Raw genomic sequence first — 21471 nt, forward strand, 5'->3', positions numbered from 1 at the left:
TTCCCATCAATGATTTTTTAATATTTATTTCACCTCGCTTTTGTAACAGAAAACCTGATTTTAACTGCTTTAGACCATAAATAGACCATAGTTTGTAATTTTTGGATAACATTTTACAGAAGCGTAACCTCTACATTTGCTTTACAAGCAAGTAATTTTTTATCATCTATTTAGAAATTGAAGTGAAGAAAGATTATTACAAATCAAGCCTCTTTCTATTTTTTGTTCTATTCGCATTACTATCATTTGACGCACAAGTTTTCGCTCAAAATTTTACTGTAGAAGGAACGATCAATAGTAAAGACGGAACATTGCCAGGAGCAATGATTACAATTAAAGGAAAGTCCGGTATGGGAACTGTTACAGACATGCATGGACGCTATAAACTTTCAGCAAATAAAGACGATATACTCGTAGTATCTTACTTGGGTTTTGTGACGAAAGAAGTACCAATAAATGGTAGATCTTCAATAACGATCATAATCCAAGAAGAATTCAATGAATTAGAAGAAGTCATTGTCATTGGTTACGGGACGCAAAAAAAGGAAGATCTTACTGGAGCAGTGGGGAGAGTAGGAGAAGATGTGCTGGAAAAAACGTCGCAAGCCTCTTTTGAAAATGAATTACAAGGTAGAATGGCAGGTGTACAAGTAACCACCAACTCCGGACAACCTGGTGCATCTTCTTCCATTCGAATCCGTGGTGTCAACTCATTGGGTGGCAATTCAGCACCTTTGTATGTGATTGACGGTGTGCCTTTAGCTTCAGGCACCAATGCAGGAATGGAGCAAGAAGAAGGAGCACAAATGAGTGCATTAGCAGATTTGAACCCTAAGGATATTAAATCCATTGAAGTTTTGAAAGATGCATCTTCTACCGCCATTTATGGAGCGATGGGTTCTAATGGTGTTATTTTGATTACCACTAAAAAAGGTTCAGCAGGAAAAACGAGAGTCAATGCCTCTGTCAATTATTCAGTGCATGAAGTAGCTCCTTGGTCATATATGGACATGATAGATGCAAATGACTTTGTAAAGTTACGTAAGGAAGCCGGTCATAATGTTTCGGATTCATTATTAGCCGTAGCCAATAACGGTCAGATGTCAAGTACGGATTGGCAAAAGGAATTTTATCAGCAAGGACATACTGTAGACGGAAACGTTACAATTTCTGGAGGTACACAGAAGTTTAACTTTTATACTTCGGCAGGTTTGTATGATTCAGAGGGTATTATTCCTAACTCAGGATTCTCAAGGTTTTCTTTGAGAGGAAATATGAATGCTCATTTATCTGAAAAGGTGATGTTTGGTTCTACCTTAAACCTCACACGAAGTGAATCAAAAGTAGTGAATACAGCCACTAGTTTTAACGGAAATGAAGGACAGTCGAGTGTAGTATATCAAACGTTAAGAACGCAACCAACGATGACACCTGATGGGAAAAACTCATTAGGTTCTGATTCTACAATCGCTGATTTACTCAATACACCTACTACTTATGTCAATAGTAATACCTATGATTATATCAACAATAATCTTTTAGGTAATTTCTATTTAAAGTATAAAGTGATAGATGGATTGGAAGCGGAGTCACGTTTTGGTTTCTTTCTTAGCCAAAGAGAGAATTCATTTTACAGAGACAGAAGCTTATACATTCAAGGTTTCAATGCTGGATGGGCCAGAAGAAGATATACCAATGTAATGACTTGGAACTGGGACAATATGATTCGTTACAACAAGTCATTCGGTAGGTTGAAAACCCAAAACTTAATCATGGGAAGTATGCGTTATTTGGGAGTGGATTGGAGTCAGCAAGAAGCCAAAAATTTCCCTACGGATAATAACTTATACTATGATATGGGAGCCGGTTTATTACAGCTTCCTAATATGTCAGGAAACCAAGAATCAACATTGATGTCAGGTGTAGCTAGATCAATCATCAGCTTTGATCAGAGGTATTTCTTAACCTTATCATTAAGAGCAGATGGAGCTTCACAATTTGCCAAAGGAAATAAATGGGGGTATTTCCCTGCTGCCGCCGCATCTTGGAAGATTAACAATGAGAACTTTTTAAAAGACAACAAAAATATTGATTTGTTAAAACTGAGAGTAGGGTATGGTACAAACGGTAATCCGGCTTCAACGGTCGGCCAATCACTGAATACCTACACCACTAACAGAGTTATATTAGGAGATCCGGCCAATCAGTACTCTGTATTAAGAGAAGCTTCTTTTACCAACGATGAGTTGAAATGGGAGATGACAAAAGAAATCAATTTAGGATTGGATGTAGCAGTGTATAAATCGAGACTTTCATTGACGGCGGATTATTACAACAAAGATACTGAAGACCTTCTTTTGGTGACCAATGTACCTTCTTATTCAGGATTTCAGACTGGTTTATTGAATGTAGGTTCTATCAATAATGAGGGTATTGAATTGTCATTGACAACGGTCAACGTAGAGAAAGAAAACTTTACTTGGTCAACCACTTTGGCTTATACGCAGTCTAAAACCATGATTACATCACTCAGAACAGATACACTAAGTACAGGGTATCAAAACCCATGGATCACTGGCCCAACACAGCGTTTGATTGTCGGTGAAGAATTGGGTGCATTTTGGGGTTTCAAAACAGATGGTGTATATCAGTACGAAGATTTTATAGAGTTTCAAGGAATGACGCAAGCTGAAGCATCAGCAAAATACAAGTCAGATGTAGAACAGCATGGTTATAATGTGACGTACACACCTTGGAAAGAAACAGACAGATTGCAGGCACAGCATCCTGGACAGCAGAAGTACAAGGATTTGAATGGAGATGGAAAAATATCCGAAGATGATAAGACAGTCATTGGCAGGGCACAACCTGATTTTATTTGGTCTATGGATAATAAATTTTCCTATAAAAATCTTGAGTTCAGTTTCTTTATAGTGGGAGAACACGGTCGTGAAATGGCGAACTTAACGGATTGGAGATTATCGTTTATGGATGGAAACTCGAATGTAAAACAGGAAAACTTTGATAACCGATGGACACCTGATAATCCAAGTGAAACCCATCATGCACCAAGAAGAAGTAACTCACAAAACAATATACTTTTCAGTGATGCTGTTATTGAAGACGCTTCTTTTATCCGATTGAAAAGAATCAATTTGAGTTACCGATTCAAGTTAAAAGAAACACGAGGTACACTTACTTTATCAGCCAATGATGTCTATACTTGGACCAACTACAAAGGGTACAATCCTGATGTGTCATTGGGAGGAAATAATTCATTGATGATGGGACATGATTATGGTATTTACCCATTACCGATTACATATACTGTTGGATTAACTTTAAGCTTATAAACCATGACGAACTTTACTAAATATAGCTTACTGCATTTTTTAATAGGCGTTTTTATTTTTTCAACTTCATGTTCAAATTTTCTAGTTGAAGATCCTAAAAACCTGATCACAGAAGACGAGATACCACAAACTGCAGAAGGGGCTCAGATGTTGACATTGGCTCCTTATGAGAATTGGGTAGAAGGAACGAATTTATACGCTCGTTTTATTCCGTTATGGGATGTTGGGACAGATGATATGTCTGCCTCTTTCAACTTAGGATCAATTGTCGATACCTATGTTTTGCATAAAGTGAGTTCATCTCAACCTTTTATGTATTCGGGAGTTTGGACGCCACTTTGGAGAGGGGTAGCCGACTGTAATAAAGGAATGGAGTTGATCAGCAAAATGGATGCTGTAGATCCAAATATCCGAAGCAGTCATATTGCCGAACTGAAAGTGATGAGAGCCTTATATTACTATCATTTAGTAAGAATGTTTGGAGACGTGCCTTCAGTGACGAAATCTACAAATAAGCTCAGCGAAATCACATCAATCTCAAGAGTGAATGCTTTAGAAATATACCATACTATCATTATTCCTGATTTAAAAGAAGCTTTAGAAGATCTACCAGAGAGTTATTCAAGTGAATTTAAAGGAAGAATGACAAAAACGTCTGCCAATGTGATTTTATCAGAAGTCTATTTGACTTTGGCAGGGTGGAGAAAGACAACGGAAGGAAATATGGTTCTTGGGTTGGCTACAAATTATGATTCAGCAATGGTTTATGCTGAAAAAGCAATTCATAACAACGGAGGCTTTGATATTTTCGAGCAAGGTGACGGTGAAACGCCAGCGTGCGGAATGCCATGGAGAAATCGTTTCTCGAAAGAATCAGTTGTTGAGTTCGGAAATATATCAGGTGTAAATGAAGGACTTTATTTGGTGACAGAATCAAATATGGGAAGCAATTCACTTTTCTGGGGTGTAAGAGGCCCTTCTTTCAACGGAGCACAAAGAGGCTGGTATATTCCTACTCCTGATCTATATAGAGCATTTGAAGAAGATGATCAAAGAAGAGAATGGAGTATGTTGACCAAAACTACTATGGCCAATGGAGAAACAGGTTTCAGTAATCCTCTTTTTCATAAGTGGTGCGACCCTAATCTTTACAGAGGTGTAGATGGAGCATTGAATCATGATGGTAATATCAACATCGTGTTATATAGAATTGCAGATGCAATGTTGATTTATGCTGAAGCATCAAATGAAGTCAACGCTGGACCAACTGCAGAAGCTTATGCACAGCTCAATCGTTTAAGAGAAAGAGCAGGTCTTTTACCACTAGCGGAAGGTCTTTCTTATGAAGAATTTAGAGAGGCAGTGTGGAAGGAGAGAAGAGTAGAATTGAACGGAGAGGTAAAGAGGAAGTTTGATTTGGTAAGAACCAATCGCTTGAAAGAAAAGTCAGATGCAAGAGTGATTTATTATCATTCATCTGATAATCCAGAATGGCCTTTAAATGTAGAAAAAGACTCTATTTTGGTAACCTATGAGCCTTATCCTTACCCAAGACATGAGTACATCTGGCCTATACCAATTGAAGAATTGACCATGAATAATTCTTGGAAACAAAATAGCGGGTATTAATCATGATAAATAATATGAAAACATATAGTAACAGCATTATAAGCTTTGTCATGATTCTCCTTTTAGGAAGTTGTGCACAAAAAGAGGAGCAAAAAGCAATGCAAACGGTCACAGAAGTGTACATCAGTCCATGGCAGGAGCCGTATGGATTACAAGTAGAGGATTCACTACAGTTTATGGCTTTCGTTCAGCCAGAAGATGTAAGGTCAGAGGATGTTGTTTGGTCGGTGCTTCAAGGAGACGGCATTGTAAAGGTAGATGAAACGACAGGATGGGTAGTAGCTCAAAAAGAAGGATGGACTTCTCTTGTTGCGGAGCATGTTCCGTCAGGTATTCAGGATACTACATTTATTGTAGTTGGAGAAGAAATAAGTGAAGTGGAAACGATTCAGTTTTCAAAAAGACTTTATGATGTAGTAGAAGGAAGAAGCATTCAGGTAATTGCCAATACCAACCCTTTTGATGTAAATGATTTAGGGTTGATCCGATATGGCGTAGAAGATGAAAGTATTGCGAATATTGATGGATCAGGCTTAGTTTCTGCGCATTCACCGGGTTTGACTGTTTTGACTTCCTACACTAATAACTTTTTAAAAGAGCAAATTGTCAGTGAAGCAGTTTTAAAAGTACACGAATTGATTCCTATTACGGCTATCAATGATTTGCCACAACAGGTAATTATAGATAGAGGAGCAGACCTTAAATTAGAGTTTACTTATCTCCCAGAAAATGCAAACGATACTATTTTTGACTATTACACATCGGACAGTACGATTGTAGTAATCGAAAATCAAACATTGAAAGCAGTTGGAGAAGGAAAAGCTTTTGTTTTTATCTCCAATGGAAAAATCACTGCAGGACCTGTTACAGTCAATGTTATTGCACCTGTTCCTGCTGAAAGTATGACCATCAATATTCCAGAAGAAACTGTATTGCCTTCATTTGGAGAGACACTTGCATTGACCACTACTTTCATACCTGAAAATACGACCAACAAAAATGTAACTTGGAGTTCTTCAGATGAGACGATTTTAAGTGTCAACGAAAAAGGAGTAGTTATGGCAATAAGCGAAGGTGAAGCTATCATCAGAGCTGTTGCTGAAGATGGAGGATTGACAGATGAAATCACGATTAAAGTAGAAACAACGGTCCAATATTATGTAGAAGGAGATGATGAAAATAATCTTGCTGATTTTGGCGGAGCCTACCAGTTAGATGTAACTACCGTGATTGATGATTCAAGGTTAGGTGAAGAAGAGGAAGTGATGCAAATTATAAGAAATGACAATCCTTACCCTAATCTCACTTTTGATCTAGATCAGCCACTTGATCTACAGAAAAATGGCGTTTTCAAACTATGGTTGAAAACTACGGATCCAGGAAAAGTAGTTAAAAATAATATCATAAGCCTTGTAGTAAGAAATACTGCGGGTGAAGGAGCAACCCAATTGAAATTAGATCAGGATATCGTAACAGACCGTTATGGAGAGTGGGTAGAGTATACTTTCGATTTCTCTCACCTCACTGCCAAAACTGAGTATCAAAAAGTTGTGATCTTCTTTGCTATCAATAGTGATGATGGATCAGCCGTTGGTATGGAATATTTCCTCAATGATATCAGAGGACCTTATTTACAATAATAAAAAGAGGGAAGAGGGATGAGGTAAGAGGGAAGAATGAAGAATTAAGGTCGTTAAGTAATGAGATTCATGTGATTTTCAATCAAGTATATGATCTTTTATAGATACTACCCACGATACACTACTCTTCCCTCTTCCCTTTTCATTCTTATCTCATCCCTCTCCCCTCAATCTACGATAGTATGAAACAAATAAGACTAACTATACTACTTTATGTAGCATTGTTGCTGAGTCATTGTGTCTCAGCCCAAGTAAAATCCTCTTCAAAAGCGGAGAGCAATTTATCCAGTACTTCCAGCAACCTCACTACTCTATTTAATTTTGGAGTACCTTCAATTCTATCACTAAGTACGTTTACTTCAGTAGAACTTGATCAAAATTTTTCCAATCCATTTGAAGAACTTGAAGTAGAAACCATCGCAAAATTTCAAAGGAATGAAAGTGTTTGGTCTGAAATACGATGGGTGATACCTGAAGAAACAGCCTTTGATTTTTCCACTGAGAAAAGCTTTTCAATTGCCCTTTATTTTGATCAACCAAGCAATGACAATGTGAATAAAAATATCTGGTTGATCTTAAGAAAAGATGGTACTACAACTGATCAGAAAGTGATGAGAACAGAGATTATCGCTTTTGATCAATGGGATGAATACAGCTTTGATTTTTCTAATTTTACAGCAGAAGAATTAGAAGGATTTAATACCGTGTCTTTATTTATAGCACCACAAGATACAGAAGGGCTTTCTACAGGATTATCCGGTTTTATTGCTGAAGTAAAAGGTCCACTTATTTTTTCTGATTTTATAATGACGAGTAATGTACTGTCAGAAGATGGAAAAAGCATTGCATTGAATGTATTAAGTGCTCACTCCATTTCATCTTCAGATAATCCTCAATTTGAAGTGAAAATTAACGATGAAATCGTAAATGTAACATCTATTGATATTCAAGAACAGTCCATTCAATTACATCTTGAGCAAGAGGTCATTTATAATGACAAAGTAGAATTAAGTTATAAAGGAGGAAGTATAGCGGATAGTGAAGGAAAAGTGTTGAGTTATTTCGAAAATCAATTACTTATCAACACAGTAAGTTATCAAATAGAGGAAATTTACAGTTTTGGAGCTGAAAATAATTTCCCAACACTCTCCAATTTCAAGTTACAAACCAATATTGTTGATAACTTTTCAATTACTGAGGATGTTCCCCAACAAAAGATAACTGAAATTGTGAAAGAAGAGGACTTACATTCTTATCTGCAGGTCGATTTAAATGGAGTGATTTCCATGCAAAAGGATAAAGTTTTTAGATGTTATATCTATCAACCTTCACAAGACAATATTCCGACAAACAACAATATCAAGTTGAGGGTTTTGAATACAGAAGATCCGTCTGATTTTTATACAATTACCCAAAACATCACTGTACAAGACCAATGGGTAGCCTATGAATTTGACTTTTCACAGATCCATTTTCAAGGTGACAGCTATAACCAATTAAGGATTTTCTTAGGTTCACCAGATATAGATTTTGCAGGAACATCATGTGTTTATTATTTCTCTACTTTAGAAGGACCACCTGTAGCGTATATCAATGATGCTACATTGTCAGCGATTTCAGTTGATGGACAATCGATAGAAAATTTGGATCCTTATCTATTTGAATACGATTTTGAGATACCTTATACACAAGAGGAGTCACCTGTAATAGAAGCAATGCCAAATAATGCAAAAGCGACAGTAGAAGTAATTTCAGCAGAAGAAATACCAGGAATAGCCTCTATACAAGTCACTGCAGAAGATGAAACGACTACATTGACTTATCAAGTGAATATTACAAGGGCACTACCTTCCCAAAATACAAATGTGACGTCACTTTCTATAGATGGAAATATATTTACAGCGTTTGATCAAGATACTGAATCCTATACATTAGAGTATCCTTTTGGGACGACTTCTATACCTGTTTTGGACTTAAACTTAGAGAGTGATGTAGCTACTTACAATATTACTTATCCTGAGTCATTGCCAGGTACAATAGAAGTTGTAGTAACGGCTCAAGATCCTCTAGTAAAGAAGGAATATAACTTTGAATTGACTATGCATCCTCCTTCTGATAATGTCAATCTTACAGCTATTTATATTGACGGTAAAGAACTGGAAGGTTTTTCTAATGAAGAGGATAGTTATAGTATAATGTTTGATGTGTCAAATTCATCCGCACCATATATCACATTTGATTTGGAGGATGAAACTACTCACTTCGACATACAACAAGCATGGGAAATTCCGGGAGTAGGTGTTATTGACCTTACTGCGCAAGATGGAACGAGAAGAGAAATTACAATATCATTTATAGTAAAAGAGTTGCCTTCTTCAGATGCATTAATCACAAGCCTGCATTACGATGGAAGCTCAATGGAAGAGTTTAACAGTACAGTATTTGACTATTACTTTACAGTTACTGAAGAAATGCTCCCCGAAAATTTACCAGATATAACAGAGATTGTAAAGAGTCATTCAGCCTCAACTTTTACGGTGACAAAAACGGATTTTATTCCGGGCACTACTAAAATAGAAGTGATTGCTGAAGATGGAATATCGAAAAATACCTATCAATTTCATTATGGTTTACCAGTCCTTTCGTCCAATGTTCTACTAAAAGAAATTAGAGTAGGCGGTCAATTATTATCAGACTTCTCCAATGAAATCAACCATTATAATTTGACAGTAGAAGGAACCACAATGCCGGAAATAACTGTTGTGACAGAAGATGAAAAGGCTGAAGTCAATATCATTAAAGCCACAGCTTTTGGTCAATTAACCTTAATCAATGTGCTGGCAGAAGACGGGGTAACAAAAAATGTTTTTGCACTATTGATCAACAGTACAGCCGATCCTATTTTATCATTGGATAGTAGGGATAATGGGATTAAAGTTTACGCAGAAAATGATCATTACTTGATGATTGAACAGACTTCAGCTCATCAAAAATATCAGGTGTTGGTCTATGACAGCAATGGCAAAATACTGTATCAAGGAGAACATCATCAACCGAAAAATAGAATACCAATCAATGTGAAAGGAGTGGTGATTGTGCAGGTGATGTTTGAAAGGAATCGGGTAGTAAAAAAAGTTTTGTTATAGGAATGGTCAATTATAGCTAATTTTCAAACGACTAAAACATTGGGAAGAAGCTTTGAATATTTAGATGAGATGGAAAATAGCATAAAATAATTTTGAGTTAGATGTAAGGTATTTTGGAAAATAAAATTTCAATAAAGCCCCTTATTTCACTATAAAACCTTAATTTTACACGTCTTTTTAAGCTTTTTCACCTTATGTATTTTTAGACCACTCTTTGTAATTTATAGACAATAAAGTTTGTAGGTGTGTGAATTACATTTGTTACATAGGAAATCAAAACAATAGGCAAGTTTTAGCCGAACTGTTTAAGAAATAATATTAGATTTTTTTAATCTTTCAATGATTTAACTGAAATGAAGAATTTTATCTATTTATCACTATTCTGTACTTTTTTACTTTTATCAAGTCAGTCTATTTTTGGACAGACAGTATATCACGGAAAGAATGGTATTGCTGGTGATTTACAACCTTTCTTAGGAAAACTAAGTACTACACCTTCTCCACTAAATGATGGGGAGTATTCAATGTTTGAAAAAGGTAAAGGTGCATACGGTGGAGTAACACTTGATTTGCCGGCATTGCTAGACTTATCAGGCAGTAAAGTTTTTAAGGTGACAGCAATGGTGAAAAGCCCTAAAGGTCCACTTAAAAATAACACGCTTTTATTGGCAGTAAGAAATGAAGCTAACGATGGAATGACTCAGTTAGCCCAAATACAGAAAGTGACAAAATATGATGAGTGGGTTACTTACTCATTTGATGTTTCTGGTAAACCACTTAAAACGGATTACTCGAAATTAGTGTTGATCATGTCTCCTAAAGATGAGGAAGGAGAGGCAGTAGGTGTACAGGTTTTCCTAAAAGAAATCAGCGGACCTGGCATTACTTCAGAAAATGTATTGCTCAATGCGAAAACAAATTTAGAAGGAAATCAAGTGATCTTAGATGTAGTTACAAAAGATGACTTAGATACTAAAACTAAAAAGCCTGTCTTTAAAGTGATCAAAAATGGTTATAAAAATGTAGCTATTGAAAATGTAACTGTAGAGGCAAAAAGAATTGTCATTGATTTAGAAAAGCCATTTAAAAGAAGTGAAGATGTGAAAGTGTCTTATACAAAAGGTAAAATCACAGATGTAACTGGCAAAGAGATCAAATATTTCAAGAATCAAGTAGTTAAAAACGAAGTAGAGTTAAAACTATTGAATTATACTGATTTTGGAGGGAATAACACCCACATCAATGGATTAGCCGCTTATGGGGGAGACTTTAGTGAAGGAGTTGCAGACCCACTTGATGCCAATGCTAAAGTAGGAACTTTCACAAAAGGAAGTGAAGTTTGGTCAGCAATCCGTTTCAAATTGAATCAAGAGATTGACCCAAAAATCAATACCGTTTTTAAAGTAAAAGTGTATTGTAAAAATCCAGGCAAAGAGGTTACAAATAATAAAATCTTTTTGACACTTCAGGTTGATAATACAGTAAAGAATCAACTAGTACAAAGCACTAATATTAAAGTATTTGACCAGTGGGTAGAATATGAATTTGACTTCACTGGAATGTCACCTAAAGAAGCTACATTTAATAGTGCTTCGATCATGTTAGGAAGCCCTGATAAAGATAGCGACGCTGTAGGTGTTGTCTATTACATCAAAGACTTAAAAGGTGGAGAATTTATCATGAACTAATTGGTAAGGTATTGAATCCCATCTGAAATAGATTTTGAGGGTGGGATTCAATATTTCTCATGATTTGACCTTGCTTATTTCTCTACTTTTATAATATTAAGTGTTTTGTAAACTACGTCTTTGAATATTTATGATATCAGGAAATAAGGAGACTTCCGATGATTTGAAGACATGAATGACGCTTACGTAATCATTCGCTCTAGCAGGCTTTCTACCCAATTCATTTGGTGGTGCTTTTCCGGCATTGAAGGGAAAAGCGTTAAAAATTCCATGTATTGAGCCGTTAAAAATGATTTTCTTGTTTGAGCTTTAGCGAGTTTAAAATCATTTAGGCGAAAGGAATGGAATTTAGCTTTTGACTTCTAAGCCTTGAATTTTTTGCTTCGTTTTTGTTTCAAGACAAAAATGAAGAGGAAGAATGCTTGAAAGTAGTCTATAGAAAACCGGTAGAAACAAGGATTGATAGTTTACAAAGTACCAAGTTTGTGTAATCACGAACGCTATTTATTGAAAGAACTTTCATCAAAAAAAGTAAACCTTTCAAACCCTATAAATTACACAACACTATTCTTCAACTCACAAAATGAAGAAACTATTGAAATGAAATTTTTTGAGCTTTTTTGAATCTCAATTCTTCCCAATAATGAGTTTTAAAACTTTGCTCTATGGAATCATAATACCTAATGGTTAAGAAATGAAATTGAACTTTACGAAATCACTTAAAAAAGACTTTTTAAAATTACTCTGTTTCCTCACGGCTATTGTTATGACCAATGCGGTTCAAGCACAAGAGTATACAGGACCGTGGGATTTAGATGTAATAAAAGCAGTTCCCAACTTTGAAACAACCACCACTTCTGCTGTTGACGGATTAGAAAGTATTTTCTATGAAAGCATCGATTACAAAGGAGAGGTATCAAAAGTGTATGCTTATTATGGTTTACCATCAACACCAAAGCCAGAAAATGGTTATCCTGCTGTAGTATTAGTACATGGCGGTGGCGGTACAGCCTATGATGACTGGGTAAAACTTTGGAACGATAGAGGATTTGTCGCTATCTCCATGGATTTAGAAGGGCACATTCCTTCATTAGATGATTCAGCAGAAAGAGCAACTTTTGATGGAGCAGGTCCGGCAAGGACAGGTGTTTTTCATGACAATGCATTACCAATCGATGAACAATGGTACTATCATGCAGTAGCACAAATCATCAAAGCACATTCGTTAATTGCCTCTTTTGATGAAGTAGATGCCACTAAGATTGGTATTGCAGGCGTAAGCTGGGGAGGTATGTTGACGAGTACAGTTGCAGGTTTGGATTTACGTTTTAAATTCGCGATCCCAATCTATGGATGTGGTTTCCTAAAAGGAACGGACGGACATATGGGTAATAGTTTGGCTTCTACTGATCAAGATTATGTAAACAATGCCATGACAAATTATGAGGCATCTGCATATCTACATCAAGCCACTATGCCAATGCTTTTCATGAACGGAGCCAATGATGCACATTTCCCATTACCTGCCACAATGGATTCAAAAAATGCCATTCAAGGTGATGCTTATACATTTATCAAAGATGGTTTTGGTCACGGGCATTCGGTAGCATGGAACGAAGAAGAAAGCTATATTTTTGCAGATAGAATTATCAATGGCGGTACACCATTATTAGAAATTGATGTACCTGCTTATACTGATGGAACCAATACAATGTCGGTCAATGTGACGGATGCAGGTGCAGGTATTCAATCCGCAACATTCTATTATACAACGGACAGATCGGAAGTATGGAGTAGTAAAACATGGAGTTCCATGCCTGCAACGGTCAATGGTGCTACCGTTTCAGCCGTAGTACCTGACAATACTTACGCTTCTTATTTTTTAATTACAGATAATAGTACCTTCAATTTAACATCAGATGTACACCGTTTTAAATCATCAGATGCTTCTATTTCAGGTTTAAAAGTAGGTGAAAGTACAATCGAAAATTTTGATGCAGGAACTTCAGCCTATACTTTTGAATTACCTTATTCAACAAGTGCATTACCGGCAATTACAGCAATCACAAATGATTACAGTGCTACGGTAGAAGTAACTGCAGGAGAGGAGTTGCCAACTACAGCTACAGTAGTGATCACATCAGAAGACGGAACACAAGAATCAACGTATACGATTGCACTTACTATGGCTTCTGAAGAAGATGTATTGTTTTCTTATTATGAAGATGGACAATCTGAAATTGCAGAGGTAAGCTATATTTTAATGACGCAAGATACAGAAGCACAAGACCCAACTTTAGGTCCATGTAGCACAGCCAATTTATTAACAAGATTGGATGGAAGGTATGCTAATGTGGCATTTACTATTGATGGAAAAATTGACTTTTCAGAAGCGACTCATTTCAAAATAAGAATGTATGTCGAAGACCCTGGTAAAACGTTGACCAATAATGAATGTGCAATTGCATTACGTCAAGACAATGAATCAGCAACTCAGTATCTCCTTAATTTCCCAATTGAAAAATTTGATGAATGGGTAGATTACACCATCGAAGTTAACCCTAACGCTTTCAAGGAAGAGGTGGAGTATATGAATACGTTCTATTTCTTCCCTATAATTAATGATCTAGCGGAAGAAGGAGGTGGAATGAAGTTCTATATTGACAAAATTCAAGGGCCAAAAATTCTGCAGGACCAAGTGAAACTGAAAGGTGAAACTTCGGATGAAGGTAAGATGATTACGATTTCGGCCCAATCGCATACACCTATTAGCAATATTGAGAATCCTGAATTCCAATTGATGGTCAATAACGTAGCAGTAGGGATAGAAAGAGTGAAGGTGAAAAATCAAATTATTGAATTGATTCTGGAAGAAACGGTAAAAGCAGGTCAAGCGATACAACTTACTTTCACAGGTGGAACTATTACAGACGAATTAGGAAATTCAATTGCGGTCAACACCATTCTACCAGTAGAAAATAATACATCAGCAGATCATTCTTTATATTCTCTATACAATGTGGGAGGAGCATCTATTTTGGATTTTGCTTTTGTGAGTTCTGCAACGGTCGACGAAAACGCTCAAAACCCTGATACAAATGGTTACCCTGAAGAAATTGTAGCCAAATATGTAAGAGAAGACCGTCAATGGTCAGAGATGCGATGGGATTTGCCAGCAGGGTCACAATTTGATTTCACAAGTACAAAAACAGTATCGATTAAAGTTTATGTAGAAGATACTGGAATTGAGAATTTGAATAAGAATGTTCAGATGATCTTGAAAAAAGACAATGATTCACCTACACAAAAGTCTCTTCTAGGGACATTAAGATGCTTGGATACATGGCAGGAGTATCAATTTGACTTTTCGAATTTTACCACTGAAGAATTAGAAGGTTATAATTCCATTTCCTTTTACTTTGGAGCAAATGATAGTGATCCAGATTTTACTGCCACAGGCATGGTGACTTACTTTGATGACTTAAGAGGACCAAAAGTAATATCAGATAATATTATTACTTCTTTGAATACTGATGTCAGCGGAGGAAAAGTGGTGATGGATGTAGTAAGTTTAGCATCGTTAGCGAGCATAGAGAATGCTGTATTTGAGTTGAAGGTGAATGGTTCAGCAGTAGCACATCAAGTCGTAGAGTTGGAGAATACAATTGAATTTAGAGTAGAAGAACCGATCAGTTATGGTAGTGATGTAACTTTAAGTTATGTATCAGGTACAATTACGGATCAGGACGAAAAGACACTGAGCTATTTTAATGATAGAGAAGTGATAAATAGAGCACAAGCTTATACTGAGATAATCTACTATAATGATGGTTCTGACAATGAGAACTTGTCTTTCTTTAACCCTTATAAGGTAGTCACTTCATCAGCGGATAATCCTTCATTAACTGGTATCTCTCAAAGTGCTAGAGTGACAAAAGTGGTAAAAGAAGAAAACGCACACTCACAAGTACAGATTTTATTCAATGGTCATTTCGAAACGGATATTGATAAAGTAGTCAAACTAAAAGTATATCAAGAAACCTCTGATGATGGTTTATATTCGGATAAAAATAGTTTGAGAGTGAGATTAAGAAATAATTCGAATAATGCTAATATTACATTATCTCAAGATATTCTAGTTCAAGACCAATGGGTAGAATATACTTTCGATTTTAAAGACTTGCTTAATGATGGAGATATTTTTGATCAAATGATCATCTTTTTCGGTCAAGACGCTTCACCTTTCAATGGTAACGATAATGTGTATTACATAGATAATGTTAAAGGACCAAGAGTCAGTTCTGATGATGATAAAAGATTATCCGCATTGATTGTTGATGGTGAAGGCATTGAAGATTTTTCATCAGATCAAATTAATTATGCTATCGAACTACCTTATGGTTATGAAGGTTTTCCAAATGTAGTTGCTAAAACGGTCAATGGAGAAGCATCTTATGAAGTGATTCACCCAGAAACAATTCCGGGTTCAACTGCAGTAAGAGTAACAGCAAAAGATAATTCAACTCTTGATTACAATCTGTCATTCAACATTGCAATCCCATCAAATGATGCTACAATCACAGAGTTACTTTTGGATGATGTACTAATAAATGGTTTCTCAGCAGATGTTACAGAATATAACGTTGAATACCCTTATGGCTCGACTAATATTCCTACTGTTACGGCGGAGGCAAATGATGATTTGGCATCATTAGAAGTAACCAATGCGGTTGCTCTACCGGGAAAAGCAGAGGTAACTGTTACAGCACAAAGTGGCATTGAAAAAGTATATACGGTGAACTTTACCGTTACTCCACCTTCAGACGATAACACATTATCAACGTTATTGGTAGACGGTACATTGATCGCAGATTTTGATGCCTCAACAGAGAGTTATACTATAGAGTTACCTTATGGATCAACAGAAATTCCAGTAGTTACAGCGACAAAAAATAATGCAACGGCGTCATTGGTGATCTCAGAAACGACAGAATTGCCAGGTGCATCTACAGTGATAGTAACAGCACAAAGTGGAGCCGAAAAAGTTTATATTGTAAACTTCACATACACCGCTCCATCAGAAGATAATACATTATCAGAATTGTTGGTTGATGGTACATTGATCACGGATTTTGATGCCTCAACAGAGAGTTATACTATTGAATTGCCTTATGGCTCAACAGAAATTCCTGTAGTTACAGCGACTTTAAACGATGAAACGGCATCATTAGTGATCTCAGAAACGACAGAATTGCCAGGTTCTTCTACCGTAACAGTGACAGCTCAAAGCGGTGCAGAAAAAGTTTATACAGTAAACTTCACTTACACCGCACCATCAGAGGATAACACTTTATCAGCTTTATTGGTAAACGGTAATTTGATCGCAGATTTTGATGCTTCAACAGAAAGCTACACTATAGAGTTGCCTTTTGGAACGATTGAGGTACCCGTAGTTACAGCGACAAAAAATGATGAAACAGCTTCATTATCAATTTCAGAAACGACAGAATTACCAGGTACATCTACTGTCACAGTAACAGCTCAAAGTGGTGCAGAAAAAGTATATACAGTGAACTTTACCATCACTTCACCATCAGAAGATAATTCATTAACAGCCTTGTTGGTCGATGGAACATTAATTACTGGTTTCGATCCACTAGTTCAAAACTATACAATTGAATTACCTTATGGAACGACAGTAACCCCAGTAGTGACAGCCACGAAAAATAGTGAAACAACTACGCTTGTAATAGAAGAAACAACAGAATTGCCAGGTACAACTACTGTAACTGTTACTGCTCAGAATGGAGCTGAAAAAGTATACTCTGTCATCTTTGAAGTAGCTGATCCTTCTACAAATACAAACTTGACATCCTTATCAGTTGATGGCGAAACAGTTGAAAACTTTGATCCAGCGGTATTACAATATACCGTAGCATTACCAATGGGAACTTCAGAAGTGCCTCATTTGTCAGCTGTATTGGAAGATGAAAATGCTAGTTATACCATAGAAAATACAACAGTGCTTCCAGGACAATCTACGGTAACTGTGGTTGCTGAGGACGGTGAAACACAAGCAGTTTATGTAGTAGAATTCATTTATGATGAAACGCTATCAAGTAATGCATCATTGAAAGAACTGCTATTAGACAATACTTTGATAGAAGGTTTCGATGCAGATGTAGTTACGTATACTGTTCATCTTCCTTATGCCTCTTCTGTACCTGTAGTAACTGCTAGTGCTGTTCACGATATGGCAACCGTAACAGTTGGCGAACTATCAGAAGATAATAAGGTATTGATAGAAGTTCTTGCAGAAGATCAGGTTACAATACAAGAATATAGCATTCAGTTTACATTCGAAACAGCCTCATCTAATGCGAATCTAACCGATATTCTTATTGGAGGTACAAGTTTAGAAGGCTTTAAAATAGATTCACTCAACTACTCTTATCAGTTAACTTCTTCAGTGATTCCTTCAATTGAAGCGGTGTTGGAAGATGAATTAGCAGATGTCGAGATCTCTGAAGTAACTGAAGCAGGAAAAGTAGCAATCATTACAGTGACGGCACAAGATGGTGTGACTAAGAGTGTTTATTCAATATTATTCTTAGAAAATCAAGAACCACCACTTTCTGTAGAAGAAGAGTTGGCTAATATCAAAGTATATAAAATGAACAATAGACTTCATATTAGTGCAGACCAACCGCTCAGAGGCAAGCAAATTGTCATCTCAGATGTGCAAGGAAGAGTGATTCTGGCAACAACAATACAAGAAGAAAGATTTAATACACAAATTGTAGAAAATGGTCTACTAATTATCCAAATTTTAGGGGATAATTGCAGATATATTAAGAAGGTAGTTTTTTAGAGCATTATATAGAAAGCTCTGGACCTCAACTTGGTAGTGCTTTGTGTGTGAGGTCTCAAAATACTAATGTAGTATCAATTTTTTAGTGGAGCATCAGGACATCAAACCTGTCCTGATGCACACTTAACTATAAACTTCTTATTACTTAATACAATGTAAACTAAGTTATTTGAATATCTATATTTTTTAGAAATCAGGAGATTTCTGATGATTTGAAGGACACGAATGATGCTAACGCTTAACATTCGCACCAGTGGGCTTTCTGCCTAATTCGTTTGGTAGTGCTTCCCTCGGCCTTGAAGGGAAAAGCGTTAAGAATTTCATGTATTGAGCCGTTAAAAATGATTTTCTTGTTTGAGCTTTAGCGAGTTTAAAATCATTTAGGCGAGAGGAATGGAATTTAGCTTTTGACTTCAAAGCCTTGAATTTTTTGCTTCGTTTTTGTTTCAAGACAAAAATGAAGAAGAAAGAGGCTTGAAAGTAGATCATAGAAAGCTATGAGAAATGTAGATTAAAAGTTGACAATAATTTAGTTTACTGAACCTATTAGATTAAACAAGACAAGTATGAATATTAGAGTTTTTATATTGGCAATTTTTACTGTTTTATCAATAGCATCTTTTGCACAAGAAAAAAAGACGAACGTTATTTTTATCTTCGCAGATGACTGGGGATATGGTGATTTAGGCAAGCATGGAAGCTCTTTTTGTAAAACACCAAATTTAGATAGGATGATAGACGAAGGCACTGACTTTACAGAGTTTGTAGTCAATAGTCCTGTTTGTTCACCAAGTAGAACAGCTGTTATGACCGGTCAATATCCCGCAAGACTCAGCGTACATCAACATTTCGCAACACCTAAACATCATATAAAGGCGGGGATGCCTGATTGGTTAGACCCCAAAGCTACAACAGTTCAAGACCTCTTTAAGAAAAACGGATATGTTACAGGTCATTTTGGAAAATGGCACCTAACAAATCGTAGCATCAAAGATGCACCAACTCCTTATGAATACGGCTATGATGAGTATGCGGCCTTTAATCTTCCTGGAGAACAAATTAAGACAGAAGAAACAGTACCGAAAGCCATTGAGTTTATAGAAAAAAATAAAAATAAGCCCTTTTTTATTAATCTGTGGTTACATGAACCACATACACCCCACTTTCCTCAACAACATTTCTTAGAGCAATTCAAAGATCTTCCAGAACAACAGCAAGTATATGCAGCCGTTATTGCAGAAGCTGATTTTTATGTAGGAAAACTATTTGAGAAACTGAGGACTTTAGGACTGGATAAAAATACTTTGGTCGTTTTCTCTTCTGATAATGGCCCTGAACATACACACGGAGAGGGTAAAAAATACCATCAAGGAAACAAAAAAGCTTTAGGATTGTACTATTGTGTTGGAGAAACAGGTGGATTGAAAGGAAAAAAGAGGTCTTTATTCCAAGGAGGTGTAAAGGTACCTTTCATAGCATGGATGCCAGGAGTAGTGCCAGCAGGAAAAGTAGATGAAACATCTGTAATCACTGGGGTAGATATGCCTGCTACGTTTTTGGATATGGCAGGGCTGTCTATCAGTGGTACGAAAGAAATGGATGGAGAGTCAAGAGCGAATGTATTAAAAGGAAAACCGTCACAGAGAAAGAAGCCTGTTTTTTGGGAGTGGAAAGGTTTTCATGGAAAAGATTACTATTGGCCTCATTTAGGAATACGAAAGGGAAAATGGAAAATGATGATGAGTACAGATCATTCTAAGGTTGAATTGTATAACATGGAACTCGACCCCAAAGAGCAAAATGATCTGGCATCTGAATATCCTAAAGTGGTAGCAGTACTGAAAAAAGAAATGTTGAATTGGCAATCAGAACTTCCAGAGTTACCTGATCCAAAATGTATTTCTGAGGTACGACTTTAATCGTTATTAGAAATGAAGTATTTACTTATTCTCCTTCTTTGTTCACCCATTTTTCTTTTCGCTCAAAAAAAGAAGAGTACTTGGGACCTAGAACAGTTATTCAAAGCTCCTAAATGGGAAAAAACAGAAATAGCCCAAGTAGAGGGAATGCAAAGCATTTTTTATGAAGGTATTCCTTACAAAGGAAATCCAACAAAAGTTTATGCTTATTACAGCTATCCAAAGACACCTAAACCCGAAGGGGGATATCCTGCAGTTGTATTAGTTCATGGAGGAGGCGGAACAGGATATCCTGCCTGGGTAAAGAAGTGGAATGAGCAGGGTTTTGTGGCTATTTCCATGGATTTGGAAGGTCATATTCCTTCCAATAAAAAACATGATGAAAGAGATACATTTATAGGATCTGGCCCACAACGAAAAGGTGTTTTTCATGATTATGACCTGCCTTTACAAGATCAATGGTATTATCAAGCCGTTGCTCAAGTGATATTAGGACATTCATTGCTTCGCTCTTTTGAAGGTGTCAACCCTAATAAAACAGGGATTACAGGTATCAGTTGGGGAGGAATGCTGACGAGTTCTATTTCAGGAATTGATGACCGTTTTCAGTTTGCAGTTCCTATTTATGGCTGTGGTTATTTGAAAGATACTGACGGGCATATGGGTAGAGCATTAGCTTCTGATAACGTGGCTTACCTAGAGAATGCAATGACTTATTTTGAAGCTTCAGTGTATTTGCCTCAGACACAAATGCCCATACTTTTTGTCAACGGTACGAATGATGCACATTTTCCACTTCCTGCCACTATACAATCTAAAAAGGCAGTGAAAGGAGAAGCGTTTTTATATCTCGAAAATGGACTAAAACATGGTCATGGCTCTGGGTGGAATGTAAAAGAAAGCTATGCTTTTGCAGATCAAGTGATCAATGGGGCACCTCACTTTGCCCAACTTACAGCTCCCAAAGTTAAGAAAGGGAAGGTTTCTATTTCTATTTTGAACAATATCAATATCAAAGAAATACAACTTTTCTACTCCACATATGAGAGCAGTGAGTGGCTTAAAAAAGAATGGAATACTGAAACGGTTGAATGGAAGGGGAAAAAGATCCATCACCTTTTACCTGAAAATACGTACGCAGCTTATTTCCAAATCACTACAGAAGAGGGAATATCTACTTCTTCAGAAACAATTATTTTATCTAAAAAACAGCTATAAAATGCTA

Annotated in this window: 8 protein-coding genes; all 8 read left to right on the forward strand. The window is 36.5% G+C overall.

Features of this window, described 5'->3' with window-relative positions; genetic code table 11:
• Positions 1-182: 182 nt before the first annotated feature.
• The 8 genes from HHU12_RS12185 to HHU12_RS12220 all read left to right on the forward strand — a co-directional run bounded on the left by HHU12_RS12185 (position 183) and on the right by HHU12_RS12220 (position 21464).
• The gene (locus HHU12_RS12185; protein WP_169657022.1) at positions 183-3353 is read left to right on the forward strand and encodes a SusC/RagA family TonB-linked outer membrane protein; all 3171 of its coding nucleotides are present in this window, start codon (positions 183-185) and stop codon (positions 3351-3353) included.
• Between the two features lie 3 nt (positions 3354-3356).
• Positions 3357-4982, forward strand: coding sequence for a RagB/SusD family nutrient uptake outer membrane protein (locus tag HHU12_RS12190; RefSeq protein ID WP_169657023.1), 1626 nt, complete (start codon positions 3357-3359; stop codon positions 4980-4982).
• Positions 4983-5032: 50 nt separating this feature from the next.
• Entirely contained in the window at positions 5033-6622 is a 1590-nt protein-coding gene (locus tag HHU12_RS12195; RefSeq protein WP_205959872.1) for an Ig-like domain-containing protein, read from the forward strand.
• A 182-nt stretch (positions 6623-6804) separates the two neighbouring features.
• Positions 6805-9768, forward strand: coding sequence for a hypothetical protein (locus HHU12_RS12200; protein ID WP_169657025.1), 2964 nt, complete (start codon positions 6805-6807; stop codon positions 9766-9768).
• A gap of 353 nt (positions 9769-10121) precedes the next feature.
• A complete protein-coding gene (locus HHU12_RS12205; RefSeq protein ID WP_169657026.1) occupies positions 10122-11456 on the forward strand; it encodes a SwmB domain-containing protein in 1335 nt (444 codons plus the stop codon).
• Positions 11457-12150: 694 nt separating this feature from the next.
• Positions 12151-18327: an alpha/beta hydrolase family protein gene (locus tag HHU12_RS12210; protein WP_169657027.1), complete on the forward strand. Its 6177-nt coding sequence runs from the start codon at positions 12151-12153 to the stop codon at positions 18325-18327.
• Positions 18328-18893: 566 nt separating this feature from the next.
• Positions 18894-20246, forward strand: coding sequence for a sulfatase family protein (locus HHU12_RS12215; RefSeq protein ID WP_169657028.1), 1353 nt, complete (start codon positions 18894-18896; stop codon positions 20244-20246).
• Positions 20247-20258: 12 nt separating this feature from the next.
• On the forward strand, positions 20259-21464 hold the full coding sequence (locus HHU12_RS12220) for an alpha/beta hydrolase family protein (protein ID WP_169657029.1): 1206 nt from the start codon (positions 20259-20261) through the stop codon (positions 21462-21464).
• The last annotated feature ends 7 nt before the right edge of the window (positions 21465-21471 follow it).

Origin of the sequence: Flammeovirga aprica JL-4, from assembly GCF_012844305.1 — a bacterium.
GTDB lineage: Bacteria > Bacteroidota > Bacteroidia > Cytophagales > Flammeovirgaceae > Flammeovirga > Flammeovirga aprica.